We start from the raw sequence: 16,010 nt of genomic DNA on the forward strand, positions 1-16,010 counted from the left end.
TGACGACAACGGGCTCACGCGCAGTCCCCAGAAAAGGCAGACCGCCAACCGCTGCTGGGCGGCGATGCGGACCGAGAAGATCCGGCCGTGGGAGTCAATGCCCGTGATGATCGAACCTTCCACGGTCGATCAGCGTGGCGCTCGGCAACGGTCGCGGCGGACTCGTCGACGTACGCGGGCAGTCAGTTCTCCTGCGTCTTCTGGTCGGAGAGCGCCTGTTCGACGGCGTCCCGTACGCGGGCGTCCTCAGCCAGCTTGCGCTGTACGCGGCTGCGGCGTGCGAGAACCAGCGCCCCGGCGATGACCGCGATCAGTACGACGACCAGCAGCAACAGCGTCCACGGGACCGCCCAGCCGTGTGTCGTGGCCTGGACCGGCTTGAGCGAGGTGGTGGAGCCCGACGCGTCGGTGAGCAGGGGGGTCAGGGTAGCGGTTGCGGCCAGGCTGACTCCGGGGGCGACGCCGTGCACGGGCACCGTCACCTTCCAGCTCTCACCCGGCAGCAGCTCCGGCGGCGAGGCGATCTCGCCCGCTTCGGTCCGCAGCCATCCGAAGGGGCCCGAGACCGACGCCCTCTGCTGGGCCGACAGCATGGCGTTGCCGGTGTTGTGGATCGTGTACGTGACGGTGGCGTCGCCCTTGGCGAACGGGTCGGCCGAGCCGGAGTAGTCCACGTGGAGGTTCTCGATCGCGAGGCTCGGCTTGAGTTCGCCGCTGATCCGCAGCTTGACGCGGATACCGAGGCGTCGATCCACGTTGATGCCCTCGGCATCGTCGGACTGCGTCAAGGAAGTGAGGATGCCGCCCACGTGGTCGCCGGGCGTGGCGTTGTCCGGAACGGTAACGGTGAAGGGAACCTCGACGGACTTACCGGGCTGGATCGCGACGCTGTCGCGGTCGGCGTGGACCCAGGCGCCGATTCCGACGGACTTCTTGTCCTTGGTGAGCAGGTCGAGCCGGCCCGTGTCGGCCGTGAAGCCGTCGGCGGCGTAGACGGCGAGGTTGAGCGGAACCTTGCCGCGGTTGGCGACGACCATGGCGTCCTTGATCTGTCCACCGGGGTTGACCGCGTGACTGAAGCTGGACCGGTCGGCGCCGTAGCTGTTGGAGGCCGTCTTGACCGTCCAGGTGACGTCGCCGTCCGCTGCCAGAGCGGGGCCGGCGGGCAGGACAGCGACCGTGAAGGCGGCGAGCAGGACCACGACGGCGATACGGACGAGGGCGGCGACGGTGGTCTTCCGGCGCGTTACGGACGCGTGCATCTCGGGGGTCTCCTGGAACGAGAGGCGGGGCAAGGCACCAGAAGGGTGCCCTGCCCTGCCGATGGGAACGAGTCCGATCAGCTGCTCAGCGCAGTGACCGTGAGGGTGGCGCGGTAGGCGCCCTTGTCGACGCTGCCCGGGATGTTCAGATTCAGGTCAGCGCCCAGCTTGGCCGTGCCCTTGGGGTGGCCCTGGTCGGCCCAACCGAGGCCGCGCGAAACGGACAGGCCCTGGCCGTGGTCGTCGTGGGCGGACGCCACCGACCCGCTGGCCTTGGCACCGGCGCCGTCCTGGAGCACGCGCGGCGTCCAGCCGAGGTAGGCGCCCGAGAACGTCTTGCCGGCGTCCTTGAAGTCACTCACGTTGGCCGAGATCGACCACGGGGCGAGCGAACGACGGCTGTCCGACACGAGGATCGGGTTGATCTTGCCGGTCGCCTCGAAGTAGTCGCCGTTGTGGTCCTTCGCGGTGCCGAGGTCCACCAGGCCGTTGTAGCCGTCGATCGTCCAGCCGAACTCACCCGGAGCGGCGTTGGGTACGTTGACCTGGAGCTCCTGCCCCGTGCCGTGGTACGGGTGCACGGTGACCTTGTCGACGATCGAGCCGACGGGCTGCCCGGAGGGGGTGTTCTTGCAGGAGTCCTGACCGAGCTCCACCGCCGCGTTCGGGGCCGCACAGGTGCCGCTGCGGAGGTTCTCCACGACGAGCTTGTCGTTGCGCACCTGGACCTTGACGTAGGTGCGGACGTGCTCCTGGTTCTGAACCGAGTTGTACCAGTAGTTCTCCGGGTTCAGGGGGTCGGCACCGTTGCCGGCGCCGCTCGTGCCGCTGTTGTCCGGGCTGGTGATGTCGTAGTACTTCGAGCCCGAGGCGGAGTTCGACGTCACGTAGAGGACGCCGCCGGGACCGGGGTACACGTCGGCGGCGCCGGGCTGCTCGTCCTTGTTCGCCTTCTCGCCGTTCTTGATCAGGTAACTGCGGGAGTAGCTGTGGTCGTGGCCCTGCAGCACCATGTCGACGCCGAGCTTGGAGAAGGTGGTCGGGAAGTCGGTACGACGCGCCTTGTTGTCCTTGTCCTTGGCGTGGGAGGCCGGCGAGTAGATCGCGTGGTGGTAGACGAGTACCTTCCACTTGGCCTCGGAGCCGTGCTTGTTGATGACGTCGGTCACGTAGTCGATGTGCGCCGCGTCACCGCCGCCGCCCTGGGAGGTGGCGTAGCTGTTGCTGTTGAGGTCGATGAAGAGCACGTCCTTGTAGACGTACCAGTAGTTCCCACCGGACGTGTTGGAAGCCGGGTCGCCGTTGGAGTACAGCGGGGCCGAGTTGTCGGTGTTCGGGGTGGTGAAGTGCTGCTCGTAGGCCTTGCCGCCGACGTCGTGGTTGCCGATGGTGGCAGCCCACGGGTACTGACGCAGCTGGTCGGGGGCGAGGAAGGAGTTCCACTGGGACTCGGTGTTGGCGGTCTCGACATGGTCGCCGCCCGACACCAGCAGTTCGGAGTTCGGGTTGGCCCCGAGAGCGACGTCCAGCGTGTCCTGCCAGCCGGCCTGGTCCTTCGCCAGGTTGCCGGACGAGCCGATCTGCGGGTCGCCGAAGAACAGGAAGTCGTAGTCGCCCTTGAAGTCCTGCGTCTTGAAGGAGTACGTCGGGGACCAGTTGCCCTCGGTGCCGACGCGGTAGGAGTACGCCGTGTGCTCCTGCAGGCCGGTGAGGGTCGCGTGGCGGTTGAAGCCGCCGCTGGTGGCGATGTTCGCTCCGCCGAGGGCGTCGTAGGTGGCGGCCCCGGCGGTGAACTCGCCGTTGACGAGCTGCGCCGTCGGGACGAGCTGGACCTTCTGGGCCGTGTCGTCCGAGGAGTACCAGGTGACGGTGCGCTGGGACTCGTTGGCGCCCACACCGAGGATGATGCCGGTGAGCGCGGTCGGCTCGGCGGCAACCGCGGGGGAGGCCAAGCCGCTGCCGAGGGCCACGGACAAGCCCAGGAATGCTGCCGTGACCCCTGTGGCCACGCGGCGCCGCACAAGCCCGTGGGCCTGCGTCGAGGTGCTCGATTTCATCGGGTTCCGTTCCTAGTGCGCACGAAAGTGCATGAAATGGCGATGCTCAAGATCTCTTCGCTCGGTTAACCGAACATAAATGCGACGCCGGGGATGGTTGAACTTTCCAGGAGACCTGAGGCGGTCTCAGGTCCCGAACGCCCGTTGCACGAACCACACCAGCCCCATGACGGACACACCCGCACAGATCACGCCGGTCACCCAGAGGCCGGCCCTCGGCGCACGGTGGCGCACCACGGTCAGCAGCGGGAAGACGGCGGCGATGATCGCCAACTGCACAACCTCAATGCCCACGTTGAACACGAGCAAGGACCACAGGAGCGTCCACGACCACGCCTCTTCGATCCCCAGGGCGCCCGCGAAGCCCAGGCCGTGTACGAGGCCGAAGCAGAACACGACCCCGAGGCGGGTCCAACCCGCACGGTCCAGGCTGAAGTGACCGTCTCCCCCCGTCCCGACGTCGGTTGCGTGACCGCCGTGTCGCCAGAGCCGCCACAGGTACCAGCCGGCGACCACGGCGATCGACAGCGCGATCACGGGCTCCACGATCCTCTCGGGCGCCCGGACCAGGCCGAGGGCGGCGAGCATGAAGGTCACCGAGTGCGCAAGGGTGAAACTCGTGGCCGCGAGCACGATCTCCCGCAGGCGCCGTGACCCGGCGATGAGCGCCAGCAGGAACAGGATGTGGTCGATCCCGGTCAGCAGGTGCTCGGCGCCCAGGCGGAAGAACTCCCAGAACCGCTCGTACCACGACTGCCCGACCGAGAAGGACGGGTGATCGGCATCGAGCGCGGCACTGCCCGAGCGGCCGTCGATCTCGTAGGTGACGATCGTCTTGGTGCCGGTGACATAGCGTTCGGTGTCGGGGAACAGCTCGCTGCGCACCTGGTGATCGCTGCCCTGCTCAGGACAGGCCCAGTCGAGCAGCAGGTCGGCGTATGGCACGTCCTCCCGCCGGCTCATCGTGAAGTCGCCGACCTGCGTCGGCGTGCAGGCCCTGCCGTCCGAGGTGACCGAGAAGCGCTCGGTGACATACCTGACGGCCGGCTTCGCGTGGGCGTTGAGCGCCGCGGCCTGCTCCTTGGTGTCACCGGCCTCGAACGCGGCGTTTCCCGCCCGGAAGAGCGGATCGTCCTTCTCCAGGTCGGCGGCGGACACGACGAAGAGGTCGTATTCGAGTGCCACCGTCGTCCGTATTCGACCGCCGTCACCCGTGACGTGGACGTACACGGTCGACGCGAAGCCGTGGGCGGACGCCGGTTGCACGGTGCCCAGAAAGGCGATCACCGCCGCAGTGATCCCGATGACGGTGCGGCGCACCCATTTCGACATGTTGCTCCTTCAGGTTGCCACTGCACCGTCCACGTCGCGGGTGAACGCGAACCGGCTCACCGGCGAACCCTGGAGTAAGAAGTGCGAGAACGACGCCCGCGGATGACGGCGACCCGAACTCGCGAAGGAGGATGTAGACGCACCATCCGCCACCACTCGGAGGACGATCGACTTGCGCCCCCCGCTTCGGGCCGTTGCCACGCTGGCAGCGGCCGCCGCGCTGGTCACCGGATGCAGCTCCGGCGACGACTGGTCCCGGCCGCACCCCAAGCAATCTGCCATCGGCACCCTCGGCCCGGGGTTCATCGACCCTTCCGCGCCACCCACCCCGGAGGCCACCGTCACGCCGCGGCCCGGCTCCTGGACCGGGGTTCACCCGGCGAAGGGGTACCGGGTGGTGCTGCTCACCGCAGGTGACGACCGCCCGACCAAGGCCCTCGTGACGGCGGTCAAGAACTGGGCCGCGAGCGAGCACGTCGACCTCAGAACAGTGGTCGCCGACGACCGGTCCGACCTCATTCCCAGTATCACCAGGGCGATCGACATGAGTCCGGACCTCGTCGTCAGCGCGGGCAACGGCCTCGTCGACCCCCTCACGGTGGTCACCGCGAGCCACCTGTCACAGCAGTTCCTCGTCGTCGGCGCGGAGTTGGCCGAACCCACCCACAACGTCACGGCGGTGGTCTGGCCCGGCGCGTCGTTCCGTGGCGAAGGGCTCGACATGTCCTCGACGTACGACCCCGGCTCGTTCACCTCCGGGCGCTGCGCGGCCGCCATCAGGGCGGGCGTCGCTGCCGTGCTCCACGATCTGACGGGGATGGTGATCTGGCTCGACGATCTCCAGCTGGTGCCGTGACCGGCAATGTTTGCCGGAATCTTCCGGGAAGCCGACGGCCATCGATTTTGTCGCGGCCGCGACAGCACTGAGTTATGCGGGTCCACGGGTCGTCGTCACATCGGACGTGGACGACATCAACAAACTCTGCGGAGACCGGGTACGAACCGTGGGCGTCTGAGGAAGCGGATACGAGAGTCGGGGCCGCAGTATGTCAGGGTCCCGACCCTGCAGGATCTCGCCGCTCCTGCTCCATGCCGGAAGATGGGGCCGTGCCGCCCTACGTCTACCGAGTCACCAAGTACGACCCGGTCGACCGAGACGAACACGGCCATGACACCGGCTTCGAGGACAGCGACCGCGGCCAGGCCGAGGATGCCTGTCGTCAGGCGGTCGAGGTATTCGCCACGGACACCGGCATCGACCACTTGGCCGTACGCGAGCCACAGGTCGCGTCCCTCGCCCACTTCGGCGCAGAGCGGCCATGGGGCGACTTCGGGCTGGACGGACTCTTCCCATCAGGCCTGACCGGCTTCCACGACGGAGCAGAGGTGCCCCTCGCTGTCAGGCTGGAGCGGTGCGGGTCATGCTGCGCGACAGCGGCGCCTGATGTCGGCTGGAGGCGAAGGGTGCAACCAGGATGGTTCGCCGGGTCTGGGGTCGGGCTCGTGGCGTCGGCCGGTCGGCAGATCAACGTGGTGGCCAAGGATCTCTGGATCACTCGTCGGCCTTGTCCTCGTGTGCACTCCAACTCGTAGCGTGCTCAGGCATGGAGAACAGGACGCTGGGAGACAGCGAGATCGAGGTCAGTGCGCTGGGGTTCGGGTGCTGGGCCATCGGCGGTGAGTGGCAGGACGCCGACGGAAACCCCCTCGGATGGGGCGCGGTCGATGACGAGGAGTCCGTCGCGGCGATCCGGCGGGCGACGGAGCTCGGGGTTACTTTCTTCGACACTGCGGACGTGTACGGCACCGGCCGCAGCGAGCGAGTACTGGGGCGGGCGCTCGCGGGTCGGCGGGACGAGGTGGTCATCGCCACCAAGTGGGGCAACGTCTTCAACGAGGAGACGCGGACGCTGATCGGTGAGGACACAACCGTCGCATACATGCGCCGGGCACTGACCGCGTCGTTGCGGCGGCTGGGCACCGATTGGATCGATGTGTACCAGCTGCATCTGGGCGACGCACCGTCGGTCGCGGCGGCTGAACTACGCGAGGTATGTGAGGAGTTCGCACGAGAGGGACTCATCCGTGCGTACGCCTGGAGTACCGACGATCCCGGGCGAGCAGCGCTCTTCGCCCAGGGGGACCACTGCGCGGGCGTCCAGCACGCGTGCAATGTACTGGTGGATGCGCCTGAGATGCTGGCGCTGTGCGAGCAGCGCGGACTCGCGTCCATCGTTCGCAGCCCGCTCGCTATGGGCCTGCTCACCGGCAAGCGGGGATCTCCCGGCCGCGGTGCAGCGGGCGACATCCGTTCGCTCCCGCCCGCGTGGCTGCGCTGGTTCGACGAAGGTGGCGTGCCCGCACCACAATGGAGGGAGCGCGTCAATGCCGTACGGGACGTGCTCACCGCCGACGGCCGCACGCTTGCCCAGGGCGCGCTCGCGTGGCTGTGGGCACGCAGCCCGCGGACGGTACCGATCCCCGGCTTCCGTAGCGTCGCCCAGGCCGAGGAGAATGCCATGGCCCTCCAGCGCGGCCCCCTGTCCGAGGCCCAGTTCTCCGAGGTCGCTCAGCTGCTGCGGTGAGAGGTCCGGCCAAGCGCCGTGCCGCGCGCGCCGCCCGGACCAGATGGAAGTCCAGCATGGCATGAGCGCGTTTTGGCCCTAGCCGAAGAGGCTGCGCTTCGCCGTCGGCGGTTCTTGGCTGTCCCTCAGGTAGCGTCGGCGGAGGCGGGTAAAGGCGGTGGGGCTGGGGCGGTGCGGGAGGAGCTCCTTGATGCGCTGTGCGCATTCGCGTGCGCCAGGACGACAGTTCCGTCCGACCCGACCGGCGCCTCGAAATCCGTCCCCGGCTGACCAACGCCTGCATCCGCCCCGTCAGGAGCGCCACCAATCACCGATCGTGAACGTCAACGAGGCAACACCACCCAGGACTTGGTTCCCCGCTGTGGCGGCGGCGCGTCGCAGGTGCCCCACTCCCCGCCCCAGTCGTCCACGACAGCCGACAGCAACCAGAGCGCCCGCCGACGCCGCGTATCGCAGAGCGTGGCGGTGTCCGGGTCGCGGTGACAGGGATGCTGGTCCCAGACGAGGAGGCGGACCGCGTCGTCCCGGTGGCGCAGGGACACATAGAGCTCCTTGCCCGGACTCATCCGGGCCGTGACGCCGATGAGTTCGTCCACCACATGCATGGCAGGCCAGACGTACGGGGCGAGCCCGTGCGCCTTCAGGGCGGCGGCGATCGCCGTACGCCCGATGAACGCGCTACGGACATCGCCGGGCAGGGTGAAACTCAGCGCGAGGCCGCGAGTTGGGCGCCCCTTGGAACGCAGATGGGGCAGCGTGTACTGCTGCTGCGGACCGAGGCGTGGAGCCTCGCGCGGATACGGGTACGGGACCGGCGTACGCGCCTCGGCGAGAACCGGGCAGAGTGCGGTGAGCGGAGCTGAGTGCATGGCTGAATCCCCTGACGAGGGTGGTGAGTTGGCGGTCACTGTTTCGCATGGGCGCGCACGGATGGCTCACACGGTTGCGTTGCGGACGAGCGGTGGCTTGCCTCCCTGACGCGGGGCTGCCCCTCCCAGGGAAGGAGACTGCGGGCAGGACCGCGCGATGCACTTCCGGCTCGTCATCGTTGCGTGAGCGGTGCATAACCCAATGTAGCCTCCGAGGGGCAAAATAACCCCTCACCTCTAGTAAATGAACCCTTTCGTGGCCGACTGCCACGCGCACGCGGCAGACTGCCGGTGACCGCATGCGGAAAGGAACGGCATGGCAGCAAGGACGTCTCCTACCGAGCGTCAGAGGCGACTCGGTTCCGAGCTGCGAAGGATGCGCACATCAGCCGACGTGTCTGCCGAGTTCGCGGCCGGCTTGCTCGGCGTGGACCGGGGCAAGATCTCGAACATCGAGGCCGGTACCCGCCCCATCAGTCCGGACCGTCTGCGTACGCTGGCCTGCAACTGCGACTGCAACGACGAGAAGTACGTCAATGCTCTCGTCGAAATGGCTCAGCCACGCGGACGTGGCTGGTGGGAGAGGTATCGAGGCACACTGCCCCAAGGGCTGCTCGACATCGCCGAACTGGAGGCTTACGCGCTCCGCATGCAAGCCGCGTACTCCATGCATATCCCAGGACTTCTCCAGACCTCGGACCACGCCCTGGCCCTCTTTCGAGTGGTGATTCCCCAACTTCCGGAACATGAGGTCGCGTTGCGGCTGGCACATCGCGTGGAGCGTCAGGAGGTCCTGAACGGTGACACGTCACCGCCGTACACGGGCATCGTCCACGAGGCAGCGCTCCGCATGCAGTTCGGCGGGCGCGCCGTCGCACGCGCACAACTCGATCACTTGCTGGAGAGGTCCGAGCAGCCGAACGTGACGCTGCTGGTGATCCCCTTCGAGGCCGGCGCCTTCCCCGGCGCCGGGCAGACCGTCCTGTACGCGGAAGGACCGGTACCCCAACTCGACACCGTGCAGATCGACAACTCCCACGGACCTGTCTTCGTCCACTCGGACACGCAGTTGTCGAAGTACCGGGCCCATTTGGACTGGATGGAAGGGATCGCTCTGTCGCCGGACAGATCGCGGGACTTCATCCACAACATCGCACGCCAACTCTGAGGAGATGACCGATGTCGGATGTCAACTGGGAAGAATCGTTCTGCGGCGAGGGAAACTCCTGCTACCGGATAGGAACCGATGAGCAGGGCAACAGCTACATCGCAGTCACCGGCGAGGAGGATCGTTACCTCACCGACAGCCGCGAGGCGCTTCAGCAGATGATCCGCGACATCAAGGCCGGCAAGGCCGACCACTTGCTGTAGCGACAACAGGGGCCCAGCACCGCGACGTGCGCGCAGTGCCGGGCCCCTGCATGCAGTTGCTCGTGGTCACACCGACCGACCGGGGCCCGGCCGGTCGTGACGATCGATACGGCTGTCTATCCGTGGCCCTGACTTGGTCGGGCGTTGTCGTTTGATGCTGTTTCGGGTTTGGTGTGGAGGACTTCGCGGGCCTGTTCGGCGGCGCGGGTGATGCTTTCGCTGATGAAGTCGAGGAAGCGGGCGACGTTCTCCAGGCGGGTGGCGGCGGGGGTGTGGGGGCCGAGGACGGCGACGCCTCGGCGTGCGGTTTCGACGAGCTGGTCGTTGGCTCGGGCGCTGGCGATCGTCGCCTGGTAGAAGAGTTCGTCGTCGACGATGTAGCGGTCGCGGCGGCGTTCGTCACGTTCTCGGCGGACGAGGCTCTGGCCCTCCAGGAATGTGATCGCCTTGGAGATGGACGCCGGGCTGACCTGGAGATGCCGGGCGAGTTGGGACGCGGTGAGGCTGCCCGCGTCGGTCATGTACAGGCAGGTCAGCACCCGGGCCGACATCTTGTTCAGGCCCGAAGCCATGAGGACGGTGGTGAACGTCTCCTCGTACTCGGCCACAGCCTCGGCGTCGCGTCCGTGTGGCTGAGGGACCGACTCCGACCCTCGGGAGGAGCCGGGCCTGCGCCGGTGGGCGCGGCGTTCGGTGGCGCGGTGAGCCAGGTCGGCGCGGTAGGTGGTGGGGCCGCCGTTGCGCATCACCTCACGCGTGATCGTCGAGGTCGGACGGTCCAGGCGTCGGGCGATCTCGGCATAGGGGAGGCTGTCGGCCAGCCCCAGCGCGATCTGCTGTCGTTCCTGCTGGTTGAGCCTGCCTCCCGGCATCGCGATCTCCTTGGTGATCCCTCGTGGTGGTCCCTATCCCCTCACTATAGCGTTCACTTCTCATCCATTGCAACGATCGATGCAATCGCCGTTGCGTTAGCCTCGAAGTCGTTGCAACAGTTTCTTGGCCCTCACCTGCATGGATATCGATTCTGCGCAACAGATGCGTTGCCCACTCCTAGAAAGCAACGTAGCGTTTCTGGCATCGGAAACGACGATCGAGCACAGGAGAGCACGATGCAGAAGTTCGACACCCCCGCCCCGATCTCCGCCGTCTTGGCCATCCCCGCCGGACGCATCCAGTTCATCGCCGCCGACCGCGCCGACACCATCGTCGAGGTCCTGCCCGCCAACCCCTCCAAGAGCCGCGACGTCCAGACCGCCGAGCAGACCACCGTCGCCTACGCAGACGGCGTCCTTCGGATCCACACCGCCGAGCCCAAGAACCAGCTGTTCGGCCCCTCCGGATCCCTGGAGATCACCGTCCAGGTGCCCGCCGACTCCCGTATCCAGGTCATGGCCGCCGGCTCCGAGCTCCGCGGCGTCGGCCGCCTTGGCGACATCGCCTTCGAAGGCGCCTACCGCCAGATCAAGATCGACGAGGCCGCTGGCGTCCGCCTCACCGCGATCGACGGCGACGTCGAGATCGGCCGGCTCAACGGCCCCGCGGAGATCAGCACCGCAAAGGGCGACATCCGGATCAACGAGGCCGTGCGCGGCACGGTCGTGCTCCGCACCCAGTCCGGCGACATTTCGGTCGCCGCCGCCGCCGGCGTCTCGGCCGCCCTGGACGCCGGCACCGGCTACGGCCGCATCAGTAATGCCCTCAAGAACGATGGCACCGCCGAACTCGACATCCGCGCCACCACCTCCCACGGCGACATCAGCGCCCGCAGCCTCTGAAGGAGCAGAACCAGGACCATCCGGCCGGGCCCACCGCGATCGAGATCCATTCGGTCGTCGCCGACGGCCCGGCCGTCCGTCCCGAGGAGCCTGCGATCCACGTGCAGAGCCTGGAGAAGTCGTACAAGATCCCTCACGCGACCAGGTGGAACACATGACGAAGAACAGCACTTCCTCTACCGGTTCGAAGTGGACCGGCATGGTGCCGGTTGACGATACGGCCCTGGCCGTCACCGACACCGGCGGTCCAGGAATCCCCGTGGTCTACCTCAACGGCCAGTTCGCCACTCAGGGGTACTGGCGGCGGGTCATCGCCGAACTGGGGGCGGGGTGGCGGCACATCACCTACGACGAGCGGGCCCGCGGCAGGCGATCGAAGCGCTCGGCGGACTATTCCTTCGAGGCCGCCGTCCGGGACGTCGATGCCGTTCTCGCGGCCAGGGATGTGGACCGGGCGCTGGTGGTGGGCTGGTCCTACGGGGCGTGCGTCGGGGCGCACTGGGCCGGCCGGAACCCGGAGCGTGCCGTGGGCGCGGTCTTGGTTGACGGCGCGTTTCCGTACGACTGGCTCGACGAGGCCATGGAGCGGCGGATCCGGAAGCTGTTTCGGCGGATGGGCTGGTTCCTGCCGCTCCTGCGCCCGACGGGCCTGGCCCCGCGGATGACCGCCGAACAGCAGGCCGACAGCAACATCGAGCTCGGCAAGCTCTCCCGCGAGCGCGAGCTGGGCCCCGTGCTGGCCGACATCACCGTCCCGGTGCGGTACGTGGTCGCTTCGGGGACATCCTTCGGAAGCCGCGGTGACGAGCAGGAACGGATACGCGTCGGCCTCGATGCGGTGACCGCCCGCAACCCGAACGTCAAGGTGAGCGCGAAGGTCGCCGGCAACCACGGTGCGATCCTCAAGAAGGACTTCCGCGCCGTCGCCGAGGCCGTACGCGAGGTCGCCGGCCTCGACCGCAGGGGGCGCTGAAGACTTGTCCGGGCTGCCCCGGCTGCGCCCGATGTCCTCGCGTAACTCCAGCAGCACCGTCGCGGAGGAGCGGGTCGTCGCCCACTCCATTGAGCGAATCCAGACTCACCCCTTCGTCGATCTCACGGCGATGTCGCACGCGACATCCATACGACATCAGCCGTGAGATGACGACACGGAGCCTGAGTTCCTACACCTGCATATGCCGGTGCGGGACCTCAGGAAGAACCGCCACGCGGGAAGGAGACCTCCACGCGGCGGTTCTTCTTGCGGCCTTCTTCGGTGCTGTTGTTGGCGATCGGGTACTGCTCGCCGTAACCCCGAATATCGAAGGTGACGTTCGAGCCCAGATCCTTGACCAGCACCGACTGCACGGCGTTGGCACGCTGCTTGGACAGCACGTCACCGTGTGCGGCGGTACCGAGGTTGTCGGTGAAGCCGAACACGCGCACCTTGGTGGCGTTCTGCTTCTTGATCTCGGCGGCGATGGCAGCGATACGGGAGTTGGCGGCTGAGCTCAGCTTGGCACTGTCCTTGCCGAAGAGGACCTCGGCCTGGAGCGCGAACTTGATGTCCGCGTTGCTGTCCTCGCGGCGCTCCTCGCCGCCCATGTCCTCGACGACCTGAACGATGTCGAGAACCTTGGCGGGGGCGAGTGTGCCGCCTTCGGGCATCTTCAGGTCGGGGTCGCTGGGGTCGAGCTTGACGGGGGGCACGGACGCGGCCTCGGTGCCGGGGGGCACGCTCGGGCCGTCGTCGGCAACGGCGTTCGACGCCCCCAGGACGGTCACGCTCGCCATCAGCAGTGCGGCCGCGATGGCGCTTCCGGCCAGACGCGGTGGCGTACGGCGGGTACGGGTACGGGTCATGTCAGCCGTCACCCGGAGATCTTCAGTGAAGTGGTGGCGAACGACGGCAGCGTAAAGTCGACTTCGGTCGTTGTGTTGGGAGGCGCCGGAAACTGCATGAATACGGGGGTTGTCTTTCCCGCAAGCAACGGTGGAATACTGGTGGTGCAGAGGCATCGATTCTCAGTATCGCGAAGCACGTAGTAGCGCTTCTTTCCCACCTTGTCCACCAGTGTGGCGCCCGCAACGGAGTTGGGGTTCTTGGCGACGATGGCGCTCTCCGTGCCCGACCACGCACTGGTGTTGCGCGACTGCCCACTCTCGTTCTTGATCTCGCCTTGGACTGTGATGAACCCACCGGAGTCGCGCTTCACTTGATTGATGGTGAGCGTCAGGCCATCGCCCTTGACCTCGGCGAGCTTCACATTCGGGTCCACCTTGTCCCCGGCAGCAGTGTCTTCTTGCTTTGCCTCTTTGTCCCCGTCAGAAGACTTGGAGGGCTCGGAGGACGGCGACGAACCGGCATCGTTCGTCTTCCCGCCGCCATCCGTGCCGCAGCCAGTGACGGCGAAAGCCAAAGCCGCCGTCAGCGAGACGGCTGCCACTGCCCTTCGGGACAAGGTGGAGCGCCGAATGCTCATGGGTTCTGTTTCCTTTACTCGTCGTTCGCTGTCAATTGTCGACCAGGTGCACGTCGTAGAGAATCTTGCTCACCTGAGACCAGGGCGGCGGGCTACCCGGGGCGATTTCGACCATCCCGGCGCTCCCGCACGTGAAGATGTACAAGTCCTTGACACCGTCATGGTTGAAGTCCAAGGCCTTCCACTCGGGGCAACGGAACTCGACAATGGCAGTGGCCGTGGCCTTCGCAACCTTCTTCTTCGTGCCGGGAATCACCGACGAGTCCACCGGTTTACGGCCCTTGACCTCAACCTTGATCTGGTCTCGATAGCCGCCATGCGTCGGCGGCCAGCAGTGGTTGACTTTCGCTTGATTCACTGCCGCAAATTTCCGAGCCGCGGGGCACCCGTCAACCAAGTGGGCCTGAAGGAACTGCTCCAGCATGTCCCCGGGGAGCGACGCGAGGAACCCGTCCCCGAAGTCTTCACGATTCTGTTGAGCAGCAGCCAGCGCGGCGGCATCCGCCGCGCCCTGGGCTCCATTACGCAAGGCGGCGGCCTTGCCGACGGCAAAGAATGCGAACACGAGGAAGAGCAGGCCCGCCACCATCACTACATAGATGGGGAAGGCCTGCCCTGCATCGTTGCGCGAACGACCGATCATCACTGAGCGGTAATGGAGTCCACGAGGCCGGAGATACGGGACGAGATCGCGCCACCGATACCCGTGGCCACGATCGCGCCGATGATCGCCACGACCACCAGGATGATGCCCAGGTACTCGAACGCCGTCTGGCCGCGGTCCTTGGCCTCGTAACGCTTCTGGATCGCGCTGACCGCAGTGTTGGCCCAGCCGTTGACGCGGACGGCGGTCTTCAGGGTGATGTTCGACATGGTGTTCCCCTCCGGGTTCGGCCGACCGGTAGTCGGCCGACTCGCACGTTTCTTGGGTGCCGCCGGCGGATCCGGCTTCCTCCTGGCCGGAGCCGCTGGCGACATGAGAAACATACGGCGGCGCGCCCTGCTCGCCGGAGGGTCCCAGGGCCCATTCCCGGGCCCAAAGGGTCAGTTGGGCCTGTCCCGCTCGTACGTGCCGGGCCCCACGCCCCGCACGTACCGCCGCATTGGCGTTCTCCCGCTCAGCCACGATGACCACCGGCCCCGCGTACCCCTGGTCCCGCCGTGGGGGCCGTGCCGAGCCAGCGGGCGATGGCCTCGCTGCGACTGGTGCTGTGCAACTTGGTGAAGATGCGGTTGATGTGGTTCTTGACCGTCTTCTCGCTGATGAAGCAGGTGGCGGCGATCTGCTGATTGCTCATGCCGGACGCGATCAGCTCCATGACCTCCACCTCCCGTGAACTCAGCCCGTACTGCTGCCTGTTGAGAGCCGTTCCCGACCCCCCGGTCACCGAAGACTGTGCCACAACTGGTTGCAGATGCGAAAGACCCTGGGGCGACGGGACCGGTCGCGCCGCAGGTGGAGAGGGTTCACGGCCGGGCACATGTGCAGGCGCACCTAGTTGCTGAACCGAAGTCGGGTCATGGCCGTCGTAGCCCGGACCCTGGTACGGAACGCCCGTGGTCAGGGCCGCGCCGAGCCCTTCCGGGAGTGGTCGTCCCTGGGGGCCGGCTCCCTGGCGCATGTGGGCGAGGAGGGCATTGGCCGCTGTTGCGGTGAAGTGGGCCCGGCCGTTCTTGGTGTCGCGCACGGCCTGTACCAACTGGTCGGCGGTGAACTCGCCGTGGACCAGGTAGCCGCCCGCGCCGAGGCGCAGGGCCTCGTGGACGATCTCGCTCTCGCGGCTGTAGGTCAGCATCATGACCGGCGCGACCTGTACGAGGTGGGGCAGCGCGGAGATGCCGTCGACACCGGGCATCCGGACATCGAGCAGGACGACGTCCGGTCGGTGCAGCACGGCCAGGTCGTAGGCCTGACGGCCGTCCGCGGCCTCCGCGACGACCTCGATGTCGACACGGCCGGACAGCAGTACTCCCAGGCCGGCCCGGACCACGGGGTTGTCGTCGGCGACGACGACCCGCAGGGCGCCGGGTACGGGTGCGGGGGGCGCCGCCGGGAAGGAAGGCAGGGACCCGGATGCCGCGGACTGCTGGGAGACGGGAACGGGGAACCCGGTGGAACCGGTCTCCGAGTTGAGCGGGGTGACGTGCGAGGACGTGTGCTGGGACGCATGGTTCTGTGCGGCCCAGTTCTGGCCCGACGCGCGGGAGACATCGTCCGGCATCTGCGACCTCCTCTCAGAATGTTATGGGGGGTGAGGGTGGATTCGGGGCTGTTCGGCTCGACTGCCGGTCGGTTC

At 67.2% G+C, this 16,010-nt stretch carries 17 protein-coding genes; 7 read left to right on the plus strand and 10 right to left on the minus strand.

Annotation, left to right across the window (positions count from 1 at the left end):
• Positions 1 to 182 precede the first annotated feature (182 nt).
• The 3 genes from ABZ826_RS05690 to ABZ826_RS05700 form a co-directional block, all read right to left on the minus strand.
• Positions 183 to 1,262: a DUF916 domain-containing protein gene (locus ABZ826_RS05690; RefSeq protein WP_361442674.1), complete on the minus strand. Its 1,080-nt coding sequence runs from the start codon at positions 1,260 to 1,262 to the stop codon at positions 183 to 185.
• Between the two features lie 77 nt (positions 1,263 to 1,339).
• The gene (locus ABZ826_RS05695; protein ID WP_361442677.1) at positions 1,340 to 3,319 is read right to left on the minus strand and encodes a fibronectin type III domain-containing protein; all 1,980 of its coding nucleotides are present in this window, start codon (positions 3,317 to 3,319) and stop codon (positions 1,340 to 1,342) included.
• 126 nt (positions 3,320 to 3,445) lie between these two features.
• Positions 3,446 to 4,651 carry a HupE/UreJ family protein gene (locus ABZ826_RS05700; RefSeq protein ID WP_361442680.1) on the minus strand — a complete coding sequence of 402 codons (1,206 nt, stop codon included), beginning with the start codon at positions 4,649 to 4,651 and terminating at the stop codon, positions 3,446 to 3,448.
• A gap of 172 nt (positions 4,652 to 4,823) precedes the next feature.
• Here ABZ826_RS05700 and ABZ826_RS05705 point away from each other — a divergent pair, with 172 nt between their 5' ends.
• The 3 genes from ABZ826_RS05705 to ABZ826_RS05715 all read left to right on the plus strand — a co-directional run bounded on the left by ABZ826_RS05705 (position 4,824) and on the right by ABZ826_RS05715 (position 7,236).
• Entirely contained in the window at positions 4,824 to 5,507 is a 684-nt protein-coding gene (locus ABZ826_RS05705; RefSeq protein ID WP_361442683.1) for a hypothetical protein, read from the plus strand.
• A gap of 251 nt (positions 5,508 to 5,758) precedes the next feature.
• Positions 5,759 to 6,244, plus strand: coding sequence for a hypothetical protein (locus ABZ826_RS05710; RefSeq protein WP_361442686.1), 486 nt, complete (start codon positions 5,759 to 5,761; stop codon positions 6,242 to 6,244).
• A gap of 11 nt (positions 6,245 to 6,255) precedes the next feature.
• The gene (locus ABZ826_RS05715; RefSeq protein WP_361442689.1) at positions 6,256 to 7,236 is read left to right on the plus strand and encodes an aldo/keto reductase; all 981 of its coding nucleotides are present in this window, start codon (positions 6,256 to 6,258) and stop codon (positions 7,234 to 7,236) included.
• Between the two features lie 323 nt (positions 7,237 to 7,559).
• Here the strand turns inward: ABZ826_RS05715 and ABZ826_RS05720 are convergent, their stop codons facing one another.
• Positions 7,560 to 8,105, minus strand: a complete 546-nt coding sequence (locus tag ABZ826_RS05720) for an ATP-binding protein (protein ID WP_361442692.1) — start codon at positions 8,103 to 8,105, stop codon at positions 7,560 to 7,562.
• Positions 8,106 to 8,421: 316 nt separating this feature from the next.
• On the opposite strand from ABZ826_RS05720, the gene ABZ826_RS05725 reads away from it, so the two are divergent.
• Both ABZ826_RS05725 and ABZ826_RS05730 read left to right on the plus strand, forming a co-directional pair.
• Positions 8,422 to 9,273 (plus strand): helix-turn-helix transcriptional regulator, encoded by an 852-nt coding sequence (locus ABZ826_RS05725; protein ID WP_361442695.1) that lies wholly within the window; start codon positions 8,422 to 8,424, stop codon positions 9,271 to 9,273.
• Between the two features lie 11 nt (positions 9,274 to 9,284).
• The gene (locus ABZ826_RS05730) at positions 9,285 to 9,476 is read left to right on the plus strand and encodes a hypothetical protein (RefSeq protein ID WP_361442698.1); all 192 of its coding nucleotides are present in this window, start codon (positions 9,285 to 9,287) and stop codon (positions 9,474 to 9,476) included.
• A 116-nt stretch (positions 9,477 to 9,592) separates the two neighbouring features.
• Here ABZ826_RS05730 and ABZ826_RS05735 read toward each other — a convergent pair whose 3' ends face one another.
• Complete coding sequence (locus ABZ826_RS05735; RefSeq protein WP_361442701.1) at positions 9,593 to 10,348, minus strand: helix-turn-helix domain-containing protein; 756 nt, start codon at positions 10,346 to 10,348, stop codon at positions 9,593 to 9,595.
• A 237-nt stretch (positions 10,349 to 10,585) separates the two neighbouring features.
• On the opposite strand from ABZ826_RS05735, the gene ABZ826_RS05740 reads away from it, so the two are divergent.
• Both ABZ826_RS05740 and ABZ826_RS05745 read left to right on the plus strand, forming a co-directional pair.
• Positions 10,586 to 11,251: a DUF4097 family beta strand repeat-containing protein gene (locus ABZ826_RS05740; protein ID WP_361442704.1), complete on the plus strand. Its 666-nt coding sequence runs from the start codon at positions 10,586 to 10,588 to the stop codon at positions 11,249 to 11,251.
• Between the two features lie 154 nt (positions 11,252 to 11,405).
• A complete protein-coding gene (locus tag ABZ826_RS05745) occupies positions 11,406 to 12,224 on the plus strand; it encodes an alpha/beta hydrolase (RefSeq protein ID WP_361442707.1) in 819 nt (272 codons plus the stop codon).
• 218 nt (positions 12,225 to 12,442) lie between these two features.
• On the opposite strand, the gene ABZ826_RS05750 is transcribed toward ABZ826_RS05745, so the two are convergent.
• The 5 genes from ABZ826_RS05750 to ABZ826_RS05770 form a co-directional block, all read right to left on the minus strand.
• A complete protein-coding gene (locus ABZ826_RS05750) occupies positions 12,443 to 13,093 on the minus strand; it encodes an OmpA family protein (RefSeq protein ID WP_361443140.1) in 651 nt (216 codons plus the stop codon).
• An 8-nt stretch (positions 13,094 to 13,101) separates the two neighbouring features.
• Positions 13,102 to 13,713, minus strand: a complete 612-nt coding sequence (locus tag ABZ826_RS05755) for a hypothetical protein (protein WP_361442710.1) — start codon at positions 13,711 to 13,713, stop codon at positions 13,102 to 13,104.
• Between the two features lie 31 nt (positions 13,714 to 13,744).
• The gene (locus ABZ826_RS05760; RefSeq protein ID WP_361442713.1) at positions 13,745 to 14,356 is read right to left on the minus strand and encodes a pilus assembly protein TadG-related protein; all 612 of its coding nucleotides are present in this window, start codon (positions 14,354 to 14,356) and stop codon (positions 13,745 to 13,747) included.
• Complete coding sequence (locus ABZ826_RS05765) at positions 14,356 to 14,586, minus strand: hypothetical protein (protein ID WP_361442716.1); 231 nt, start codon at positions 14,584 to 14,586, stop codon at positions 14,356 to 14,358. The genes ABZ826_RS05760 and ABZ826_RS05765 overlap by 1 nt, the downstream gene beginning before the upstream one ends.
• Before the next feature lie 245 nt (positions 14,587 to 14,831).
• On the minus strand, positions 14,832 to 15,935 hold the full coding sequence (locus ABZ826_RS05770; protein ID WP_361442719.1) for a response regulator transcription factor: 1,104 nt from the start codon (positions 15,933 to 15,935) through the stop codon (positions 14,832 to 14,834).
• Positions 15,936 to 16,010: the final 75 nt, after the last annotated feature.

Origin of the sequence: Streptomyces sp. NPDC047515 (assembly GCF_040643055.1) — a bacterium.
GTDB lineage: Bacteria > Actinomycetota > Actinomycetes > Streptomycetales > Streptomycetaceae > Streptomyces.

Excerpts from the sequence above, each read along its gene's own strand:
- ABZ826_RS05755 (WP_361442710.1), bottom strand. The coding sequence starts at position 13,713 with ATGAGCATTCGGCGCTCCACCTTGTCCCGAAGGGCAGTGGCAGCCGTC.
- ABZ826_RS05735 (WP_361442701.1), bottom strand. The coding sequence starts at position 10,348 with ATGCCGGGAGGCAGGCTCAACCAGCAGGAACGACAGCAGATCGCGCTG.
- ABZ826_RS05700 (WP_361442680.1), bottom strand. The coding sequence starts at position 4,651 with ATGTCGAAATGGGTGCGCCGCACCGTCATCGGGATCACTGCGGCGGTG.
- ABZ826_RS05730 (WP_361442698.1), top strand. The coding sequence starts at position 9,285 with ATGTCGGATGTCAACTGGGAAGAATCGTTCTGCGGCGAGGGAAACTCC.
- ABZ826_RS05720 (WP_361442692.1), bottom strand. The coding sequence starts at position 8,105 with ATGCACTCAGCTCCGCTCACCGCACTCTGCCCGGTTCTCGCCGAGGCG.
- ABZ826_RS05740 (WP_361442704.1), top strand. The coding sequence starts at position 10,586 with ATGCAGAAGTTCGACACCCCCGCCCCGATCTCCGCCGTCTTGGCCATC.
- ABZ826_RS05765 (WP_361442716.1), bottom strand. The coding sequence starts at position 14,586 with ATGTCGAACATCACCCTGAAGACCGCCGTCCGCGTCAACGGCTGGGCC.
- ABZ826_RS05690 (WP_361442674.1), bottom strand. The coding sequence starts at position 1,262 with ATGCACGCGTCCGTAACGCGCCGGAAGACCACCGTCGCCGCCCTCGTC.
- ABZ826_RS05750 (WP_361443140.1), bottom strand. The coding sequence starts at position 13,093 with ATGACCCGTACCCGTACCCGCCGTACGCCACCGCGTCTGGCCGGAAGC.
- ABZ826_RS05715 (WP_361442689.1), top strand. The coding sequence starts at position 6,256 with ATGGAGAACAGGACGCTGGGAGACAGCGAGATCGAGGTCAGTGCGCTG.
- ABZ826_RS05695 (WP_361442677.1), bottom strand. The coding sequence starts at position 3,319 with ATGAAATCGAGCACCTCGACGCAGGCCCACGGGCTTGTGCGGCGCCGC.
- ABZ826_RS05725 (WP_361442695.1), top strand. The coding sequence starts at position 8,422 with ATGGCAGCAAGGACGTCTCCTACCGAGCGTCAGAGGCGACTCGGTTCC.
- ABZ826_RS05760 (WP_361442713.1), bottom strand. The coding sequence starts at position 14,356 with ATGATCGGTCGTTCGCGCAACGATGCAGGGCAGGCCTTCCCCATCTAT.
- ABZ826_RS05745 (WP_361442707.1), top strand. The coding sequence starts at position 11,406 with ATGACGAAGAACAGCACTTCCTCTACCGGTTCGAAGTGGACCGGCATG.
- ABZ826_RS05770 (WP_361442719.1), bottom strand. The coding sequence starts at position 15,935 with ATGCCGGACGATGTCTCCCGCGCGTCGGGCCAGAACTGGGCCGCACAG.